The sequence below is a fragment of the Acinetobacter sp. GQ146 genome, from assembly GCF_059758585.1.
The window spans coordinates 246,802-265,891 of record NZ_JCAXDV010000002.1 but is presented as its reverse complement, the minus strand read 5'-3'; the positions used below and the strand labels follow the sequence as shown (position 1 = coordinate 265,891).

The following is a 19,090-nucleotide window of genomic DNA, read 5'->3' as shown; positions in this document are numbered from 1 at the left end:
TCCGCATTTGCGCGGGGATTATAACCCGAATATACGAAACTCTTATGTTATTTATGCGCTAAAATGCTATCTTTACTTAAATATTTTACTTTTTATAACGATTAAATTGAAAAAGGCGGGTTTATATGGTCGATCGAACCTTGCGTCGCATTTTTATTCTTACGGGTATCGTCATTATTCTTTGGATTTTATATCTATTGAAACCTGTAGTATTGCCATTTATTGTCGCATTTTTAATCGCTTATTTGTTTAATCCGTTGGTCGAAAAATTCCATAAAATCGGATTTCCGCGTTGGTTGTCGATTAGTGTGGTGTTCATTGGCATTGGTGTTATTTTAACCTTGGCCGTTTCTTACTTAGCCCCTCTGGTTTGGCAACAGTTAATGTATGCCAAAAGCAGTATTCCCGCAGGGATTCACTGGCTAAATTACACCTTTTTACCGTGGACGTCGAAAACATTTAATCTGGTACAAATGGAAATTGATACAGAACAGTTATCGACTTCAATTATGGATTATATCCAGACCAATTATAGTGCAGATAGTCTTCAAGCCATGGCGCTTAAAATTGCGCAATCTGGCCTAAGCTTTATTCAAATTGGCGGTACGGTGGTTTTAATCCCTGTGATTGCCTTTTATTTCTTGCTCGACTGGGATCGCATGCTAGACAGTATGCGTCGCTTGATTCCACGACGATATGAAGCATCAACACTCAAAATTGTCGGTGAATGTCACAGTGTATTGGGGGCATTTGTCAAAGGGCAGTTCTTGGTTATGCTGTTGCTGGGCATTGTTTATGCCATGGGTTTACAGCTGATTGGGCTTGAAGTGGGGCTAATTATTGGCATGGTCGCAGGTTTGGCCAGTATTATTCCTTATTTGGGCTTTGCGGTTGGTATTATTGCTGCGGTCATCGCAACCTTATTCCAGTTTGGTATCGACTGGATGCAGTTGGCTTTAGTCGGTGTGGTTTTCATGATTGGGCAGGCCGTAGAAGGGTATATCCTGCAACCATTTTTACTGGGCGATAAGATTGGACTTTCTCCTGTTGCGGTAGTGTTTGCCGTTTTGGCAGGCGCACAACTAGGTGGTTTCTTGGGTATGTTAATCGCGTTACCCGTCGCCGCTGTCATTGTTGTGCTGTTAAAACATGCACGAGAATGGTACGAACAGAGTCAGTTGTATGGTCCGCAAACAGTTATTACTTCCTTTGCAGATACTAACTCTATTAGTATAGAAACCTCTCAGGTTGATGTAGATATTGAAATTAAAGACCAAGCCTCGAAAGATCAGCAAGTTGCTGAAAATTCGAGTAACATTGAACCGAAAACATAAAGCGTATAAGGCTTAATCACGAATATGCGTCAACTCCAATTAGATATTGAACCTCAACTTGATGCCCGAATCAGTGACTTTTCTGGTCCGGGTTGGGGGCATGTCATTGATGCGATTCGTCAGCTTCATGCAGGATTGATGAATCGTTTTTATGTTTATGGCGGTGCAGGTACTGGCAAAAGTCATTTACTCTCTGCCATCTGTGACTCGTATTTGGATGTCGGTAAGTCAGCAATTAAGGTATCCTTGCTTGAACTGCTCGATGCACCCACAGAAGCCATTACGTCACTGGAACGTTATGATTTGGTAGCTTTGGATGATATCGAAGCGATTTGTGGTGTTCCACATTGGCAAAAAGCTGTATTTCATCTAATCAATTATAATAATGAAGTGGGAGGACAGCTGGTTTTCTCTTCGAGAGTGGCGCCGATAGAATTAAAACTAGAATTGCCCGACTTGCAGTCCCGTTTGACCCAAGCAGTCAGTGTCAAGGTTCCAAACGGCAGTCTATATGCCGACCGTCAAATCTTAGTCAGTTCAGTGCTGGCACGACGCGGTATTCATATTGATCAACAGATTATTGATTATCTATTGGCGCATGGTCCTCATCAAGCTTCAATTTTATTACAGACATTAGAGCAGCTTATTCAATTGCTTAAAGGTGAAAAGACCAAACTGAGTCATGCCACCTTGCGACAAATTTATGCGTTGATTGACGAATATCAGTAAACATTAAAAGTACTTGAGTAATTTAAAAAGCTGTAACAAATTACTCAGAAATTTGTATCGCATGGATTTGCGGTCATAGAAAAATAATACAAAGACCAGTTAGGGAGAACATGATGCTATTTCATGGCATGAAGAATTGTCGTATCCAACAAAAAGTTGCTCTCTTCTTTGATCTCAAGAGTACTTGTCATACTTTTGATTCGCATTAATGCCGAGATAATCTGGCAGATTAGTCAATTATATTTTTATTCGCTTCTTTTAGTCTTAAGGACCAAGGATAGAGTCGTATTTTTTCGACTGTTATATGCATGACGCAATTTAGAAAAACAAGATAAAAAAATGAAGGAGAGAAGTATGCTCAAGCAGAGCATTGGTGTGGGAATGTTGTGTCTGGCAGGGCATGCTTATAGTGCAAATATTAGTGTCACGACCACAGAAGATATCGTTAAAGATGACCAAGAATGTTCTCTTCGTGAAGCAGTCGAATATATTAACCAAGATCTACCTAAAGCTGGCTACTTTGGTTGTGGCGGGGAAGATGCTAGCCCTGTTATTTTATTAGAAAAACAGAAGATTTATAAACTTAATTCACATTTGAAAGTTCAACGTGAACTCACTATCAAAACCAATTATGAGGTGGATTTTAATGAAACGCCTGTGTTGGGTAGCAACAATGCTGTGCTGCAAATGCAAGCGAAAGATAACATCCTGCGTATAGATGACGGTTCACAAGAGAAGCTTTTGAGCATCGTATTGTATGAGGTCAGTTTACAAGGCTGTAATCAGATCCAGTGTGCGCAGCAAGGCGGGCTGATTTATAACAATGAGTATCTGCAACTGAGTTATACCGCTTTATCCGGAGGGTATGCGGCACAAGGCGGTGCTATTTATAATGTCGGGAATGCGACTATGGAAAATACCAGTGACAGTCTGGTGGTCATCCAAAATAGTCTATTACAGAACAATTCCGCGCCTGAAGGGGCAGTTTTTTATACCCATCGCCCAGCATTTAAAATACTGAATAGTGTAATTCGGAACAATGAAACGAGTAACGCTGCTTCAGCCAATATTTATTCTTCTACGGCTTTTGCTATAAACCAATTGCCCAGTACAGTGTTAAGCGTGGCGAATTATATTAAAAATAGTACATTTTTACAGAATAAAGGGATGTTAATTAATTTACGCGATGGTATTGGCTTAAATAACTTGACCCTACTGGGCAATGCACAAGGCGTTAAATTTTCGGCACCACAAGGCAAAGCTTTTCTAGCCAACAGTATTTTAGTCGGTAACCCCTATCCAGTAACTCACCAAGCAGATTGTAGTTTTGATGCCGGAGATCATAGTGTTTTGCAAAATAACCTTGTGTCCGCTGGTTGTGGGCAGGGTTCGGTAGAATATCCTAATGATATTTTGACACAGAATGCCTTAATTGCAGGGACAAGCTTAGAGGGCAAGTGTGCAACAGCCAATGCTGATCGGCAAAGTCTATTCTGTCCATTTACACAGGGAACTCATTTATTTTTAGGGTATTTTAAGCCACGTTTATTGGTCACTTATCAACAGCTGAGTGATTCACTCATTGTCAATAAAGGCAAACAGTCGACAGGTTCTGATACGGTCCTTGTGGAATGTGAGTCGAGTGATCAACGTGGTCAAGTCCGTGACTCCAATAATGTATTGTGTGACCGAGGTGCGGTTGAATTGGTGTTTCCGACGACCATTTCCTTGGTAGGTGAAGACATTAACTATGGTGAAGTGGCGAAGATGTCAGTTGCTGAATTACTTGGCGATGGCGAGCTTTTACCAAAAGATCAATGTGAAGCATTACTTGGCAAGAACCTGACAGGGGAAGCGTGGCAAGATGGCTGTTTACAAGTCGTGCCCACCATTACTCAGCCTAAAGGCACACTTACCATCGATGAAGAAGGTAATTTGCAGTACACCCCAAATGGAAATTGGCATGGCGCAGATATTTTTAAAATCCGCTTAGTTACAACGACAACGCGCTTTAATGATTCTGAAAATCCCTATCTAGAAATTAAAGTACAGGTGACTCAAGCTCCCGCAGGACAAATGGAGAGCAGTAAAGTCAAGACGTCTGGAGGCAGTATTGGGATGTGGAGTTTATTGGGGCTTTTGAGCCTGATTGGATTGCGTCGCTGCAAGAAATAAGCAAGGGAAATGACCGTGAAAAATTATAAAAAAGGTTTACTGACGTTAATGGTACTTTCAGCGATGTCGCTGATGGCAGCAGAAGATACTCTTATTTATGTGACAACTTTTGATGATGAGGATGGCGAAAACCTCAATCAGTGCTCATTACGTGAGGCAATTAAAACTGCTGCAGAGAATAAATCTTATGGGGGATGTAATGCAGGAGATACTCGCCTAGGACAAAAAGATCGAATTCAGCTGAAAGAAGGCACTTATAAACTCAAGCGTGAATTGGTGCCGCAATCGGTGCTCGAAATCTATGGGGCTGAACCTTTAGATTATTCCAGTAAACATGTATTAACGCATACTTACCCTGCAACCACGGCCATTAAAACCATCATTAGTGGTGAAAATCAAACTCGAATTTTTAATAGCTCTTTATCTAAATATGGAACTACATTTAAGAATTTGACTTTGGCTAATGGTGTCTCGGCTGGATTAGGTGGTGCAATTTATGCGGGTGCAGATATTAATTTATCTAATGTGGCGATTGTGAACGCGAAAGCAGCCGAAGGGGGGGCAATTTATCTGGATGGGGATATCGCACTCACCATGGACCATGGTCTTATGCAGGGTAATCAGGCGAATAAAGGTAGTGTCTTAGCCATGACTTGCCAGAATAACCTCTTGTTTACTAAACCAAATATTCTAGTGCAAAATAGTAGTCTTGTTAAAAATGGGAATACAAGCAGTCAAAGTATTGTTGAGTTATGTGGTGCAGCCGCAAGCCAGTTCCAAACCAATACCATAGCCCAGAACCAAGCCAATGCCAGTACAGGCGCAATTATTAAAACGATTTCTTCAAATTCGGCACAAGCCAATTTAAGTGAAAATAGTAGCCTGATTTTACTTAGTAATACCATTGTTGAAAACCAAGCGGCCAGCACCTTGCTGTATGATCAGCTGGGCAGTAAAAATATTGCATTTAATGTGCTGGCCTATAATTCAGGGCAATCCTGTCGATATGCATTAAATAATGGCAATGTTGCTGATGCCAAGTTAAATGTGGTTGCCATGCATAACGCACTGCAATTGGGAGTCGTCGTAGGGCAGTGTAATTTACCGAATAGTGCTTATGTAAATAATGCTTCGGGCAGCAATTCAAATATTGATGTGAGTAATATTTCACTCAGTAGTTTACTGTCGAGTTATACCGAAGCCAGTGCAAACACTGAATTTTTGCCGCTGTATTATCCAAGAGATAATCAAACCGCTAATGATTTGGTGAATGTGGGTGCAATTGGCTGTAGTGAGCTGGACCAGCGTGGATTTAGCCGCATTACGGATGCAACCTTAATTTTAAATCCAAATCTGAAAAATAGCTGTGATATTGGCTCGGTAGAGCTTATGCGTTTAACCGCTGCAGATATCATCAATTTAAAAAATACATCTTATTCCCAGATGATTGAAGATTATCAGCAGGCGATTGATTTGTATCAAGCAAGAATCAATGCTACATCGACCGATCCAAAATATTTACCGCAGTACACCGCAGAGTTGCAAGCTTTTCAGGATTTAAAAACCTATACCGAAAAATATGCCAAGTACCGCGCGATTTACATTGATCCTTTTGCTTTAGCCTTGCCAGATGAAATATGGGTCAACAATCAATCCCAAGTTCAGGCTTTGAATGTAGAGAATTATACGATTCAGACCCAAGTTTTAGGGGTTGGGAGCTATTCTGGTGAAGGGAGCAGTTTTCAGTTTATCGGTGATCAAGACGCGAAGTTAAAATGTGAATGGGTTCCTGAGTTAAAACGCATCATGTTTTATCGTTTAGATGATCATTTATCGACGATTGGTGAAAATTCATTTTGTACTTATAGCATTACTTCAAAAAGCGATGCAGCTAAAACGACCACAGGTTTGATGAGTGCCAGTTTTTCCAACATCGCACCAATTGCTAAAGAAGACACCTATCGTTTGGAATATGGTACAAACCAGAAAATAGCATTGCATCCACTAGACAATGATTTTGATGATGATGGACCGAAAACCAGTATTTCAGGGCTCAACAAGTCTGATTTCTATCATAATGAAGCTGGGCAGGAATTGGCGATTCGCCTAGATAGTTTGCCCAGTGCAATGATGGTTGATCCTTCTGTACCTCATGGATCTTGCCCTGGCAGTGCTATGCGTGATACCTGTTATACAAGTGATTTGGTGGTACAGGTGAAAAGTAATTATAGTCCTTTTGATCAAGTGCTTGAATATACAGTTTTTGATGCGGAGGGCTTGGCTTCCAATCGGGCAAAAATCTACTTGAATAATACCGCCAAAAATACCGTGACTTCGGGTGGTGGAGGCGGTTCTATGGGATGGTTAAGCTTATTCGGTTTGTTTGGATTGGCTGGCTATCGCTATCTACGCCGAAGTAAAAAAAATTAAGGATGAAAGCATGAGAAGCTCACGGCATGTTGATGGGCTTCTGATTTAAAAATAGTGTGAAATATAAAAAGCCAATCTTAATTTCGATTGGCTTTTATTTTTTTACACTAGAAAACACAGGAAAAATTAAGGCTGCTGCACCGTGTGATGCAAATATTTATTCATATATTCCTGACGGATGTTGATCCGTTCTTCAGGTGTGGCTTTTTGCATACGGGCACGTAAATCATTGCGTTCTTGGCTACTCATCTGTTGCCAAGTTTCACGCATTTTTTGCTTTTCTTGTTCAGGTAATTGGGTAAACCAGTCCATACGCTGTTGTAGACTATCACTCTGTTCTTCTGGAAGTTCCTTCAGGGATTGATAGCGTTTAATCAGGGCTCGTTGCTCTTGTTCTGAAAGTGTTTCCCACGTTTCAGCAACTTGGGTATTGGCATCTTTGGAAAAAAACCAAAAACGTTCAAAACCTGCAAAACTAGTTTGCAAGAAGCCGAGTGCACAAAAAGCAAAAGCTAACCTTCTAGCTGCCATGTGGAACTTTGTCCTCACCTAAAACTAACAACATTTCTAAATCTTCCACCATTTGCGGAGAAAGTTTAGGAGTGACCACCACCTGATTTTGTGGCTTTTCAGACAAATCTACAGAATTTGGTAATACCACAATTCCTGCGATTGCTGCAGCCAAAGCAAACCCAGTCATTTTGAGATATCCAAAACGTGATGTTTTTTGCTGCTGGATCTGATCCAGAACATGATTCATCACTAAAGGTTTGTCTTTATGCTGTTGTGCCAGTCCATCGAGTTTGGCGGTGACTTGTTTTAAGAAATCATCTTGTTTCATTCAGATGACCCTCCCGAATATGGATTTAAATGTGATAACGCAGTTCGTAAACCCTGAATGGCGCGATGGTAATGTGTTTTAACACTCCCTTCACTGCAGTTCATGATTTGTGCGGTGGTCTGCGTGTCAAATCCTTCCCATGCCCGCAGCATAAAAGCCTGTTGCTGCCGTACAGGCAGTTGGCGTATCGCTGCTTGAATTTCCTCAATCGTGACCGCTTGATCGAGGAACTCCAAAGGGCTTGGCGTTGTTTCATCAATAACATCTTGAATTTCTAGATTGTCTTCTTCGAGGCTCACCTTTTTGAAAAATGAAAAAGGCTGTGAGCGACGGAGTTCTTTGCGACGCCAATCTTGCAATTTGTTATTTAAAATGGTGTAGAACAGGGGATACCATTCATCGGTTGATTTGTCCGAATAGGATTTATGCAGGGCGATGAAAGCCTCTTGAACGAGATCCATCGCGATGCCTTGTTGCCCCTGTGTTGCATTCTCCATCATGACTAAGGCACGTCCAGTTACGTCTTGCATAAAATTTTTCAGACGTTGTTCAGCCGTACTTTTTAAAGCACTTAAATTTTCCGACTGAGACTGTTTCGGCGCTAAATCCATAGAGATGGAAAACCCTGTCATTGGATCATCACCATTATTTCCAATACATATCCTTAATAACGTTGGAAATAATGGTTTGGTTGACAATACCCGTTATTATTTTTTCAAGTGTAATCTATTTTTAAAATAGGGCGAGGCAATTTAAAATAAAAAAACGTTTTAGATGCGTTGACGCACCATTTCAAAAAAGCAGATTGATCCCGCAATAGCGACATTAAGAGATTCTTGACCACCTGGTTGAGGAATGCTTAGTGCTTGAGCATGTGCTAAAGCAAAGTCAGAAACCCCTTGGCCTTCATTACCTAAGATCCAGACACAAGCTTGTGTTAAATCTTTTTGATATAAACTTTCAGCCTGATGCGAGCTAGTCACATACACTGGAATTTCAAAGCGGTCGAGTACATCTTCGATGGCAACGTTTTCATAGGTGTTGAGTGAGAAGTGTGCACCCATACCTGCGCGTAATACACGTGGTGACCAGAGTGCTGCAGAACCTTTGGTACAAATCACTTGCTTGATACCCGCTGCTGCTGCAGAACGGAGTAGCGTGCCAACATTGCCTGGATCTTGAATATTTTCCAAAATTAGGGTATCCACGCTAAAGTCTACACTTTGGCTTGAACTTGGTAAGTCTACAACTGCCAAGAATGGTAAAGTGGTTCCCAATGTGCTTAAGTCGCGATATAGGCTTTCAGCAATGACAAAAACAGCACCTTCATATTCATCTAAAATATCGCAAATATCAGGGTGTTCGAGTGCATTTTCAGTGGTGAAAATAGAATTAATTTTCTTCTTTTTTTCAACCCAAGCTAAGCCTAAGTGTGTCCCTTCAAGCACAGTTTGACCTTGCTTTTTACGGTAGCTACTTTGCTCTATTAAACCACGGAGATGTTTAATTTTTGGGTTGTCTTTTGATTCAAGGAAAATAATGGACATGGAGGAGACTCATGCGCATAACACAGCAGATGGTTATGCGCATTTAAAAAATTAGTTGTGGTAGCCAGTCACTAAATTGACTTCGTTTTTAGAACCAATAATTACAGGAACACGTTGGTGTAACTCAGTTGGTTCAATTTCAAGAATGCGAACACGACCTGTGGTAGAAGCACCGCCCGCTTGTTCCATCAACATACTCATTGGGTTGGCTTCGTACATTAAGCGTAAGCGGCCTGCTTTTTTCGGATCTTTAAGGTCGTATGGGTACATGAAAATCCCGCTACGGCACAGAATACGGTGGATATCACCTACCATGCATGCCACCCAGCGCATATTGAAGTCTTTTTCACGTGGACCCGTTTTACCAGCAAGAAGTTCATCGATATAACGTTTTACAGGCGCTTCCCAGTGACGTTGATTTGATGCATTGATCGCATATTCTTTGGTATCCGCTGCCACTTGAATGTTGTCAGTGGTTAATAGGAACTGTTGAGATTCAGGGTCGAAAGTAAAGAAGACTACGCCTGCACCTACAGTTAATGCCATCATGGTGGAAGGACCATACAGTACATAACCTGCAGCAACTTGGTGAATACCCGCTTGCATGAAATCTTCCGATTGAGTCACTGCATTTTTTGCAGGAAGAATCGAGAAAATAGTACCTACGCACATATTGATGTCGATGTTGCTTGAACCATCAAGTGGATCGAACAAAACTAGAAATTCGCCATTTTCTTGTGCAGGTGTGAATTCATCGAGTTCTTCAGAAGCCAAACCACCGACGTGAGGATGAACTTTTAATGCATCAATTAAATAGTCATTAGAAATCACATCGAGTTTCTTTTGAGTTTCGCCCTGTACATTTTCATGTTCAGCACTTCCCAATACCCCAGCTAACGCGCCTTTTTGTAAAGCTTGATCAATGGTTTTACACGTATTTGCAATGGTATCAATGACTTTTGCAAGTTCAGGTGTAAGATTCCCAGTTTGTTGTTCTAAGAATTGGGAAAGGGTGAGGTATGCCATGGCAGGAAAACTCCGAGTGAAAAGCAATCAAATTGAGCAAAAAAATTTAGACAGTCATTTTAGATGAGAATGAGACAAAAGAAAAATTAAACTCGATTATTTGGCTTGATTTTGCCCTTGCAACTTTTAGGGATAGTGCTATGTTGATGTGAAGGATTGAGCAGAATTGAGGAACATAACCATGACAACGCAAAAGTTTGATGCGATGCCAACGGAAAATGAAGGCATTAGTTTAGATGACATTAGTCCTGAAACAGTAAAAGCGGCTTGGAAAGATTATGAAGCCAAGCCTGAATATAAAGACTTCAACAAGCACGATTTGATCGAATCCATGCAACATGCGCATGAGGACGAGGATGAGGAACAAAAACCAGCTTAAGCACTGAGGCAATAAAAAAGCACTTTAGATTGAAAGTGCTTTTTTATTATTTGTCCATCCTTATTTTAATAAAGGTGGCACCGCTTCGTAGTTCAGTTCTACACGACGGTTTTCTTTCCATGCATTTTCATCATGCCCGGCATTGATAGGCATTTCTTTGCCGTAGCTGACCGCTTCTAATTGTGTTGGGTTTACACCATTGGTAATTAAGAAGCTTTCTACCGCTTTGGCACGTCGTTCACCGAGTGCCATGTTGTATTCACGCGTACCACGCTCATCGGTATGACCTGTCAGTGCAACTTTTGAGTTGGCATTAGCTACTAGAAATTGCGCATGAGCTTGTAAGGTCTGGTAGTCTTCATTGGAAAGGTCGCTGCTGTCGTAGTCAAAATGTACCACGCGTTTTGCTAAAAATGCTTTGTTTGCAGCAGTGACACCTTTAGAAGAAGCGCCTGCAAGATTTTGTGCATTTAGCGCTGCATCTTCACTTAACCCATCGGTACTGACTGTTGTACCTGCTGAGTTAGGGGTTTGACCTGTTTGAATTTCTGCTGCAGGTTTACGGCTCGCACATCCTGTCATAATGACAGCAGTCGCCAGTACAGGTAACACAAACAGTTTAATTGAGTTCATCTTCATCTCCATAAAGATTGATTTTCTAGAAGTTATTTAGGTGCCCAAGCTGGTTCGCGGACTTCACCTTGCTCACTTGGTAAATTCATACGGAAACGACCATCGACCGACATGATGGACAATAGTCCACGATTGCCTTCACGTGTGGCATAAACCACCATTTGCCCATTTGGTGAGAAGCTTGGCGACTCATCCAAACTGGTCGGCGTTAAAATATTGGTAATGCCTGTGTTAATGTCCTGAATCGCGACTTTGTAGCTGCTGCCACTTGGACGATGGACTAAAGCCACTTGTTTGCCATCGGCACTTAAAGTACCACGTGCGTTAAATGCGCCACGGAAGGTGATGCGTTTACTGCTCCCGTCAGTAAAGCTGTAACGGTAAATTTGTGGGGAACCACCACGGTCTGAGGTAAAAATAAAAGATTTTCCATCAGGCGCATAACGGGCTTCGGTATCAATCGCACTGTCATTGGTCATGCGCTGAAGTTGGCGGCTGCTCAAATCCATTTGATAAATTTCTGGATTGCCATGCATCGAAGCGGTGAACAGCATCGATTTTCCATCAGGGGAGAAGCTTGGTGCACCGTTCAAACCACGGAAGCTTGCCAGTTTTTCACGTTGTCCTGTGGCTAAATCTTGTAGGTAAATGGCCGGACGTTTGCTTTCGAAAGACACATACGCAATTTTTTGTGCATCAGGGGTCCAAGCCGGGGACAGGATTGGATCACGTGAGGTCAAAATGGTTTTAGGTTGTTCGCCATCGGTGTCGGCAATTTGCAAGGTGTAGCGCTGTTCAGGCGTTTGCGGGTTACGTAATACATAAGCAATACGTCCGCTAAAGTCACCTTGAATCCCAGTAATGGCTTGATAAATGGTATCACTGATCATATGTGCAGCTTGACGTACACGTGATGCAGGCACAGTTAAAAGTTCATTTAATAAGTATTGTTTTTTCTCTATATCATAGAGTTGATAACGAACTTCAAAATCGCCTGTTGCAGTCGGTTTGACATTTCCCGTCACCACATACGGTACACCAGCAGATTGCCACGCAGCCGCATTCGGATTGTCCATACTTGCTGTTGCTGGAAGGTTTTGCGAGGCACTGCTGAATTTACCTGAACGATTCAAGTCATTTTCGACAATCGAATAGATGGTTTGATCATTACTAAAAGGAATAATGGCAATTTTAGGGGCTTGTTCGGGTGCTTTAGCAATTTCTAAATGCAATTGTGCGTGAGCAGTTTGTACAACAACTGGCATAAGCGCCGTGAAGATTGCCAAACCTAGTAGATGTTTACGCGTATTTTCCATCATTCGCTGTATACTCTGGAACGTCAGTTTTTGTGGGTTGTCTAAATTTGCCTAACATAATGGCATGAATTTTCATGATTAAAAGCATTACATTATGGCGAAACTGTTATAACACTGTGAAAATGGTTAATCGCCATGCAAATGCGATGGCGATTAAGCTTTATTGAGCGGTGAATGATGAGGTGAAAATACGTGCTTCACGTCGCGCATCTGGGTCTGATGGCATCGGATACGGTGCTGCGGAACGAACGGCAGCCTCGACACTGGCCTTCATGTCAGGATCACTTGCATTCACTACAACCGATAAAACGGCACCACTATCACTTAAAGTCACACGTGCACTGGCTTTTTGACCTGATGCACTGGTAGGTGGATTCCAAGCACGTTTCACTTTATTTTCAAAGTCGCGCTTCGCGGTAGAGGCGATGCGTTTAGCTTCGGCTTTTTTCTCCGCTGCTTCTTGAGCAGCTTTCTTTGCGGCTGAGGCTTTGGCCTCTGCTTCAGCACGTTCTTTTGCTTCGGCATCAGCTTGAGCTTTGGCTTTTGCAGCAGCATCGGCTTGCGCTTTAGCTTTAGCGGCAGCATCGGCTTGTGCTTTGGCTTTAGCGGCAGCATCGGCTTGCGCTTTAGCTTTTGCGGCAGCATCGGCTTGCGCTTTGGCTTTCGCAGCGGCATCAGCCTGTGCTTTAGCTTTAGCAGCAGCGTCGGCTTGCGCTTTAGCTTTAGCAGCAGCCTGTGCTTTAGCTTTTGCAGCAGCATCGGCCTGCGCTTTGGCTTTTGCAGCCGCATCGGCTTGCGCTTTGGCTTTAGCGGCAGCATCGGCTTGTGCTTTAGCTTTAGCAGCAGCGTCGGCTTGTGCTTTAGCTTTCGCGGCATCAGCCTGAGCTTTGGCTTTTGCAGCCGCATCGGCTTGTACTTTGGCTTTTGCAGCCGCATCAGCTTGAGCTTTGGCTTTTGCAGCAGCGTCGGCTTGTGCTTTAGCTTTAGCAGCAGCATCGGCTTGCGCTTTGGCTTTAGCGGCAGCATCGGCTTGTGCTTTGGCTTTTGCAGCAGCATCAGCTTGCGCTTTTTCCTGAGCTAAGCGGGTATTTTGCTGTTCAGTTGGATTGCTCTTAGGTGGTGCGACTGGAATGACAGGGGCAGGCACCGCAGTTGGTTCAGCTGTTTGGGTAATTTCTTGTGCAATATTTTCATGTACAGTTTCAGAAAACTCAGTTTCTTCACGCAGTGTTTCGGGTAAATCTTGGGGTTTCACCAAAATGGTTTTGATGGGCTCAGGCTGCTTTGGCGGTTTACTCATGCCTAAATAAAGTAAGCCAACAACCGCAAGCACATGCACACCAAAGGTAAAACCTAGTGCGATGGCATTTTGTTTAAAAGGCGGTGTTTGAAAATTTTTCATACATTACTTTAACGGTTCGGTGAGTAAACCAACTTGGGTTAGACCAGCATCTTGTAAGCTCGACATTAACGACATCACATCCCCATAAGGACGAGATTGATCCCCATTAATCAAGACAGTCAGTTTTTGCTGATTTTGTTCTGCATCCTGCTGAGCGGCACTTAAAATAGTTTGCAGTTCAGCTAAGCTTAATGCTTGATTGGCTTTGTTGTCTTTATAGGTTAAATAAAATTGCCCATCTTGGGTTATGGAAACAATTGCAGAAACGTCTTTCGATTCGATTGGGGTGCTGTTGGCTTTAGGGAGGTCTACGCTCACCCCAGTCGTAATCATGGGGGCTGTAACCATGAAAATGACCAGAAGCACTAACATCACGTCAATGTAGGGCACGACATTCATGTCGCTTTTTAAGGGTTTTTTGATACGCTCAAAGCGTCCTGAACGTTGAATTGCCATCAGTCATTTTCCTGAACAGAACCGACTGATTGACGTTGTAATAGCGCCACCATTTCTTCCGCAAACAAAGCGCGGTCCGAATAAACGGTTTCTCCTTTGGCGGTAAAATGGTTAAATGCTAACACGGCTGGAATTGCTGCAAAAAGACCAATTGCTGTCGCAATTAAGGCTTCGGCAATACCAGGTGCAACAGTGGCTAAAGTGACTTGATCGACATCTGCCAGTCCAATAAAGGCATTCATGATGCCCCAGACTGTACCGAATAAACCGACATAAGGTGCGACAGAGCCAATACTGGCCAATGCGCCTAAGCCTTGTTCCAAGTGACCTTGATCACGACTTAAACCTACGCGAAGAATACGCTCGGTGCCTTCAATAGTTTGTTGAGTAGGTGCATGGCGTTTTTTGAGTTTGAGATATTCGCCTAGGCCTTGATAGAAAATATCTTCTAGCCCGACACGTTTCGAGTTGAGTTGGGCATTATTATAAAGTGTATTAAGTTCGGCACCTGACCAGAACATTTTTTGGAAATGTTCATCATCTGCTTGGGCTTTTTTATAACTCAGGTGCAACTTGGCAATTAGAAACCAACTATAGAGTGATGCGAGAAGGAGTAAAAGCATCACCAGTTGTACGACAGGACTTGCTTGTAAAATGAGGTCTGAAACGTGAAGTGTGGAGTCTAATTGATTTGCCATAGTTACACAGGAGCCGAGTTTTTTTAGATTTGTTCTAACTCTTTACGAATTAGATCGTGAATTTCATTTGGCAAACGTCGCGGTTTCATTTCTGCACTAATACATGCCAATTCAACTTCGCCAGATGCCAACAAGATTTCACCACGATAAATATTTTGTTGCAATACAAATGACGTAGCTTTACACGAAACTACACTTGCTGTAACAGTAATTAAGTCATCCATGAGGATTGGACGGTGATATTTGACATTAATTTTGTGTACGACAAAGTTATAGTCTTTTTGGTGCCAGTAATGGTCTACACCAGAGGCACGTAACCACTCAGTACGGGTACGTTCCATAAAGCGAATATGGTTGGCATGATAGACAATACCGCCTGCGTCAGTGTCTTCAATATATACACGAATCTGAAATTCGAATTTATTCGCCATGATAGTATTCCATGTCTAGATTTAATGTTGTGTGTCGAAACCCATGATGATCCAAAGCTGCAGGGAGGTGTTGTTGCAAGTCTTGGTCTGAGTGATGGGTTGCTAATGCCTTGAAGTTTAGCAGTTTGAAATGACCGTCCAATGGCACAAGATTTCAATCTGAAAACTGATGGGGGATACAATCAAGACTTAAAAATGCCTATTCGGGTTTGAAAATTTGGGGAAAAGATGAGTCGTCGCTCTTATTTGATTTTGGTAATTTTGATGGTCTTGGGAAGCATCTATTGGTGGAGACCGAGTCCTAGTCTTGAAAGTGCCAAGGATTATCAGCGTGTGAGTCAAGATGTTCAAACCTTTAATGGTTATACCATGACCAATTTGGCGGGTTATGAGGGGCAATTTCGGGTTTTATCCCGCGAAAATTACCGTTTGGGACGTGAAGCTGAGATCAGTCCTGTCGATTTCGCTTTGGGTTGGGGCGCGATGGCTGATTCTGCAGTTTATAAGCAGCTTTCAATACGTCAAAGTAATCGCTGGTATTATTGGCGTTATGAAAATCAGCCACCGATTCCTCGACATGACATTGAAACGCAGAGTGCCAATACACATTTAATTCCAGCCAATACCGCCGTGGCTAAACAGTTGGCAGAGATTGATCAGGATGATTTAATTTATTTGAAAGGGCATTTGGTTGAAGTGAAAGCTGGTGATGGCTGGACATGGCGCAGCTCATTAAGCCGTGAAGATACGGGCAATGGTGCGTGTGAGTTGATGTTGGTGGAAGAAGTCAGAGAACTTTAAGCAATAACGACCAATATAAGAACACGATTGAGCGTCGTTTGATTACCGCCCAAGACTTCAACATGGAATGAAAAGGTGACATTAGATGTGCACCTTTTTATATTTTTTAATTGCTGTTTTTCACAGTTTTTTTCCATTGGCTCTGTATCTGATTCGCGAACTTAGGATAGTCTTGAATCAAGCGAACATGCAGTTCTACACCAGTTTTGAGCGTAGCGTCATCCACCATAAAATACGGGCTATGATTGGGTGCTGCCTGATCCATTTGTTGTGTTGGCGGCGTTGCTCCTAAAAATACAAAGAGCGACGGCATCAGTTGACCATAATAAGAGAAGTCTTCACTGGCACTGGCATTGTGATCCAAGATATGGAGTTTATCCTGACCTGCGACTTGGCTGAGTGTTGGTTGCATCAGCTGGGTTAGCGTGGGATTGTTTGAGGTGACTGGTGCGTAGGTCGCAATTTCAACTTTCGCCTCTACATCATTGGCCAAGGCATTATGCTCTAACATGATGGGAATATTCTTTAATAAGTTCTGGCGAATATCTTCATTGTTGGAGCGGATGGTACCGACCATATTGACTTGTTCGGGAATGACATTCCCAGTCGTACCAGCATGAATACTGCCAATACTAATCACGCCCATACCTTGGGTCAGATTCGATCTACGGCTAATCAAACTTTGTAAATTGTTAATCATTTGCGAAGCGGCATAAATTGGATCACGTCCATCCCAAGGCATAGAACCATGCACCTGCTTGCCGTTGATTTGGATGCGTAAATGATCTGCACTATTCAGTATTACGCCTTCTTTATAGAACAGTTGGTTACTTGGCATACCGGCCATCACATGCAAACCAAAAATAACTTCTGGCTGTGGATTTTTTAATGCGCCATCGGCAATCATCTTACGTGAGCCAATTTCAGCACCTTGGCTAAAGTTATCAATATCTGCACCGCCTTCTTCGGCTGGCTGGAAGATAAAAACAACAGTTCCTGCAAGTTGATCTTTGTTTTCGGCCAATACTTTGGCAGCACCAAGTAACATCGCAGTATGGGCATCATGTCCGCAGGCATGCATGACTGAAACTTCTTTGCCTTGATAGATAGCCTTGGTTTTGCTGGCAAATGCAAGATTGGTTTTTTCTTCGATGGGCAAGGCATCCATATCAGCACGTAATGCCATGACAGGACCAGTTTTTGCTCCTTTTAATACGCCAATCACCCCAGTTTTGGCAAAGCCAGTTTTTACTTCTATGCCATAAGATTTAAGTTCTTTTTGCACCAGTTTGGCTGTATTGAATTCCATATTGCCCAGTTCAGGATGCTGATGAATGTGCTGGCGTAGTTGAATAGTTTGAGTTTCATTCTTTTCGACAGCCGTATTAATCCAATCGGCAAAACTCAATGGACTTGATAGTAGAAGAGAAGCGACGGAACAGCATAAGAGAAATGGTTTCATGAAATACACAGCCTTGTGAATTATAAGTTTTAAGCATGTAAAACATGCCATTCGTAAATCAAGAAGGCAAAAACCATATAGGTATATTTAATTGATTTAAAGGTATCGTTAGCAAGAAAAGCCATCGTTCATTTTCAGTAGTTCAAATCATGCAATTCAAATCCATCCGACTGAAAATAAAAAAAGGGAGCATGAGGCTCCCTTTGAAATTACTTCTCTTTCGGTTCGGGCGGTGTCATCCCAAATTGCAAATACGCCATATTGGTGGCAATACGGCCACGCGCAGTACGCATCACATAACCTTGCTGAATCAAATAAGGTTCAATCACATCTTCCAAGGTACCTGAGTCTTCGGCCATGGCTGCCGCTAAAGCTTCCACACCAGCAGGGCCACCATCAAATCGTTCAAGGAGCATGGATAAATAACGACGGTCTAAGGTGTCTAAACCATCCTTATCGACATTCAGCATATTCAAGGCGCGCTGTGCCATGTCTTGTGTCACTTCACCTGTGCCTTTAACCTGTGCATAGTCACGTACGCGACGTAGTAAGCGGTTGGCAATACGTGGTGTACCGCGCGAACGACGTGCAATTTCTGCCGAGCCTTCATGCGTAATGGGTACATCCATCAAATTGGCAGAGCGGGTGACAATATGGGTTAAGTCTTTTACCGAATAAAATTCAAGACGTTGCACAATACCAAAACGGTCACGTAGTGGTGAGGTGAGTAGACCCGCACGTGTTGTAGCAGCCACCAAAGTAAATGGTGGTAAATCCAATTTAATTGAACGGGCGGCTGGACCTTCACCAATCATGATATCGAGTTGGTAGTCTTCCATCGCAGGGTAGAGGATTTCTTCAATTACTGGGGAAAGACGATGGATTTCATCAATAAACAGTACATCGCCTTCTTCTAGATTGGTCAGCATGGCGGCTAAATCACCTGCACGTTCTAACACCGGTCCTGAAGTCGACTTTAAGTTGCCACCCATTTCACGCGCAATAATATTGGCGAGTGTGGTTTTTCCCAAACCGGGCGGGCCGAAAATCAGAGTGTGATCCAGTGCTTCCGCACGACCACGGGCTGCACCAATAAAGATTTCCATTTGTTCACGGACGACAGGCTGACCAATATAATCATCTAGTGAAGTTGGGCGAATGGCACGATCAATATGATCTTCGGGTTTTTCGGAACCACCGATGAGACGGTCTTGCATATGTGTTAAATCTATCTCTTTACAGTCATTCGAGGTGGATTAACTCACAGCCTCAAAAATCTTTTAGGTTTTATATGCCTTTGTGTAGGCAATTTCACTTTTGACTGGGAAAAAGTGACAAAACCCATTTGTTAAACTGATGCTACATCCTTGTAGCACAGTTTAACGGCGACATCCATGTCGCCTGCGTGTATCCAAAATTATTGGACATTT

At 42.6% G+C, this 19,090-nt stretch carries 19 protein-coding genes; 6 read left to right on the top strand and 13 right to left on the bottom strand.

Going from position 1 to position 19,090, the window contains the following annotated elements; translation table 11 throughout:
• The first annotated feature begins 125 nt into the window (after nucleotides 1–125).
• The 4 genes from cxpE to AC6CHI_RS04415 all read left to right on the top strand — a co-directional run bounded on the left by cxpE (nucleotide 126) and on the right by AC6CHI_RS04415 (nucleotide 6,668).
• Nucleotides 126–1,334, top strand: coding sequence for a chloramphenicol efflux transporter CxpE (gene cxpE / locus AC6CHI_RS04430; protein ID WP_498119646.1), 1,209 nt, complete (start codon nucleotides 126–128; stop codon nucleotides 1,332–1,334).
• Nucleotides 1,335–1,358: 24 nt separating this feature from the next.
• Nucleotides 1,359–2,063: a DnaA regulatory inactivator Hda gene (hda, locus tag AC6CHI_RS04425; RefSeq protein ID WP_458891376.1), complete on the top strand. Its 705-nt coding sequence runs from the start codon at nucleotides 1,359–1,361 to the stop codon at nucleotides 2,061–2,063.
• 354 nt (nucleotides 2,064–2,417) lie between these two features.
• Entirely contained in the window at nucleotides 2,418–4,238 is a 1,821-nt protein-coding gene (rbtA, locus tag AC6CHI_RS04420) for a rhombotarget A (protein ID WP_498119644.1), read from the top strand.
• 15 nt (nucleotides 4,239–4,253) lie between these two features.
• On the top strand, nucleotides 4,254–6,668 hold the full coding sequence (locus AC6CHI_RS04415; RefSeq protein WP_498119642.1) for a CSLREA domain-containing protein: 2,415 nt from the start codon (nucleotides 4,254–4,256) through the stop codon (nucleotides 6,666–6,668).
• A gap of 126 nt (nucleotides 6,669–6,794) precedes the next feature.
• Here AC6CHI_RS04415 and AC6CHI_RS04410 read toward each other — a convergent pair whose 3' ends face one another.
• The 5 genes from AC6CHI_RS04410 to AC6CHI_RS04390 form a co-directional block, all read right to left on the bottom strand.
• Nucleotides 6,795–7,199 carry a DUF3106 domain-containing protein gene (locus AC6CHI_RS04410; RefSeq protein WP_498119641.1) on the bottom strand — a complete coding sequence of 135 codons (405 nt, stop codon included), beginning with the start codon at nucleotides 7,197–7,199 and terminating at the stop codon, nucleotides 6,795–6,797.
• A complete protein-coding gene (locus AC6CHI_RS04405; RefSeq protein ID WP_498119639.1) occupies nucleotides 7,189–7,509 on the bottom strand; it encodes a hypothetical protein in 321 nt (106 codons plus the stop codon). The genes AC6CHI_RS04410 and AC6CHI_RS04405 overlap by 11 nt, the downstream gene beginning before the upstream one ends.
• Nucleotides 7,506–8,120, bottom strand: coding sequence for an RNA polymerase sigma factor (locus AC6CHI_RS04400; protein ID WP_498120044.1), 615 nt, complete (start codon nucleotides 8,118–8,120; stop codon nucleotides 7,506–7,508). The genes AC6CHI_RS04405 and AC6CHI_RS04400 overlap by 4 nt, the downstream gene beginning before the upstream one ends.
• A gap of 159 nt (nucleotides 8,121–8,279) precedes the next feature.
• Nucleotides 8,280–9,056 (bottom strand): TrmH family RNA methyltransferase, encoded by a 777-nt coding sequence (locus AC6CHI_RS04395; RefSeq protein ID WP_498119637.1) that lies wholly within the window; start codon nucleotides 9,054–9,056, stop codon nucleotides 8,280–8,282.
• A gap of 51 nt (nucleotides 9,057–9,107) precedes the next feature.
• A complete protein-coding gene (locus AC6CHI_RS04390) occupies nucleotides 9,108–10,082 on the bottom strand; it encodes a class 1 fructose-bisphosphatase (protein ID WP_458891382.1) in 975 nt (324 codons plus the stop codon).
• Between the two features lie 181 nt (nucleotides 10,083–10,263).
• On the opposite strand from AC6CHI_RS04390, the gene AC6CHI_RS04385 reads away from it, so the two are divergent.
• On the top strand, nucleotides 10,264–10,461 hold the full coding sequence (locus AC6CHI_RS04385) for an NF038105 family protein (RefSeq protein WP_498119635.1): 198 nt from the start codon (nucleotides 10,264–10,266) through the stop codon (nucleotides 10,459–10,461).
• A gap of 60 nt (nucleotides 10,462–10,521) precedes the next feature.
• On the opposite strand, the gene pal is transcribed toward AC6CHI_RS04385, so the two are convergent.
• From pal to ybgC, 6 genes are all read right to left on the bottom strand, one after another.
• A complete protein-coding gene (gene pal, locus AC6CHI_RS04380) occupies nucleotides 10,522–11,094 on the bottom strand; it encodes a peptidoglycan-associated lipoprotein Pal (protein WP_498119633.1) in 573 nt (190 codons plus the stop codon).
• Between the two features lie 32 nt (nucleotides 11,095–11,126).
• Entirely contained in the window at nucleotides 11,127–12,410 is a 1,284-nt protein-coding gene (tolB, locus tag AC6CHI_RS04375; RefSeq protein ID WP_498120043.1) for a Tol-Pal system beta propeller repeat protein TolB, read from the bottom strand.
• 160 nt (nucleotides 12,411–12,570) lie between these two features.
• Entirely contained in the window at nucleotides 12,571–13,812 is a 1,242-nt protein-coding gene (gene tolA, locus AC6CHI_RS04370; protein ID WP_498119632.1) for a cell envelope integrity protein TolA, read from the bottom strand.
• A gap of 3 nt (nucleotides 13,813–13,815) precedes the next feature.
• Entirely contained in the window at nucleotides 13,816–14,268 is a 453-nt protein-coding gene (tolR, locus tag AC6CHI_RS04365; protein ID WP_498119630.1) for a protein TolR, read from the bottom strand.
• Nucleotides 14,268–14,966 carry a protein TolQ gene (gene tolQ / locus AC6CHI_RS04360; protein ID WP_498119628.1) on the bottom strand — a complete coding sequence of 233 codons (699 nt, stop codon included), beginning with the start codon at nucleotides 14,964–14,966 and terminating at the stop codon, nucleotides 14,268–14,270. The genes tolR and tolQ overlap by 1 nt, the downstream gene beginning before the upstream one ends.
• A gap of 23 nt (nucleotides 14,967–14,989) precedes the next feature.
• Nucleotides 14,990–15,397, bottom strand: a complete 408-nt coding sequence (gene ybgC / locus AC6CHI_RS04355; RefSeq protein ID WP_458891388.1) for a tol-pal system-associated acyl-CoA thioesterase — start codon at nucleotides 15,395–15,397, stop codon at nucleotides 14,990–14,992.
• A 228-nt stretch (nucleotides 15,398–15,625) separates the two neighbouring features.
• Between ybgC and AC6CHI_RS04350 the strand changes: the two genes are divergently transcribed.
• Complete coding sequence (locus tag AC6CHI_RS04350) at nucleotides 15,626–16,198, top strand: hypothetical protein (RefSeq protein ID WP_498119627.1); 573 nt, start codon at nucleotides 15,626–15,628, stop codon at nucleotides 16,196–16,198.
• A gap of 106 nt (nucleotides 16,199–16,304) precedes the next feature.
• Here the strand turns inward: AC6CHI_RS04350 and AC6CHI_RS04345 are convergent, their stop codons facing one another.
• Entirely contained in the window at nucleotides 16,305–17,660 is a 1,356-nt protein-coding gene (locus AC6CHI_RS04345; protein ID WP_498119625.1) for an amidohydrolase, read from the bottom strand.
• A 209-nt stretch (nucleotides 17,661–17,869) separates the two neighbouring features.
• On the bottom strand, nucleotides 17,870–18,877 hold the full coding sequence (gene ruvB, locus AC6CHI_RS04340; protein WP_498119623.1) for a Holliday junction branch migration DNA helicase RuvB: 1,008 nt from the start codon (nucleotides 18,875–18,877) through the stop codon (nucleotides 17,870–17,872).
• Between the last annotated feature and the right edge of the window lie 213 nt (nucleotides 18,878–19,090).

Coding starts and splice junctions, on each gene's coding strand:
- AC6CHI_RS04345 (WP_498119625.1), bottom strand. CDS start 17,660: ATGAAACCATTTCTCTTATGCTGTTCCGTCGCTTCTCTTCTACTATCA.
- tolR (WP_498119630.1), bottom strand. CDS start 14,268: ATGGCAATTCAACGTTCAGGACGCTTTGAGCGTATCAAAAAACCCTTA.
- cxpE (WP_498119646.1), top strand. CDS start 126: ATGGTCGATCGAACCTTGCGTCGCATTTTTATTCTTACGGGTATCGTC.
- AC6CHI_RS04395 (WP_498119637.1), bottom strand. CDS start 9,056: ATGTCCATTATTTTCCTTGAATCAAAAGACAACCCAAAAATTAAACAT.
- AC6CHI_RS04385 (WP_498119635.1), top strand. CDS start 10,264: ATGACAACGCAAAAGTTTGATGCGATGCCAACGGAAAATGAAGGCATT.
- tolA (WP_498119632.1), bottom strand. CDS start 13,812: ATGAAAAATTTTCAAACACCGCCTTTTAAACAAAATGCCATCGCACTA.
- AC6CHI_RS04405 (WP_498119639.1), bottom strand. CDS start 7,509: ATGAAACAAGATGATTTCTTAAAACAAGTCACCGCCAAACTCGATGGA.
- hda (WP_458891376.1), top strand. CDS start 1,359: ATGCGTCAACTCCAATTAGATATTGAACCTCAACTTGATGCCCGAATC.
- AC6CHI_RS04390 (WP_458891382.1), bottom strand. CDS start 10,082: ATGGCATACCTCACCCTTTCCCAATTCTTAGAACAACAAACTGGGAAT.
- AC6CHI_RS04350 (WP_498119627.1), top strand. CDS start 15,626: ATGAGTCGTCGCTCTTATTTGATTTTGGTAATTTTGATGGTCTTGGGA.
- ruvB (WP_498119623.1), bottom strand. CDS start 18,877: ATGCAAGACCGTCTCATCGGTGGTTCCGAAAAACCCGAAGATCATATT.
- rbtA (WP_498119644.1), top strand. CDS start 2,418: ATGCTCAAGCAGAGCATTGGTGTGGGAATGTTGTGTCTGGCAGGGCAT.
- pal (WP_498119633.1), bottom strand. CDS start 11,094: ATGAACTCAATTAAACTGTTTGTGTTACCTGTACTGGCGACTGCTGTC.
- AC6CHI_RS04400 (WP_498120044.1), bottom strand. CDS start 8,120: ATGGATTTAGCGCCGAAACAGTCTCAGTCGGAAAATTTAAGTGCTTTA.
- tolQ (WP_498119628.1), bottom strand. CDS start 14,966: ATGGCAAATCAATTAGACTCCACACTTCACGTTTCAGACCTCATTTTA.
- tolB (WP_498120043.1), bottom strand. CDS start 12,410: ATGGAAAATACGCGTAAACATCTACTAGGTTTGGCAATCTTCACGGCG.
- AC6CHI_RS04410 (WP_498119641.1), bottom strand. CDS start 7,199: ATGGCAGCTAGAAGGTTAGCTTTTGCTTTTTGTGCACTCGGCTTCTTG.
- ybgC (WP_458891388.1), bottom strand. CDS start 15,397: ATGGCGAATAAATTCGAATTTCAGATTCGTGTATATATTGAAGACACT.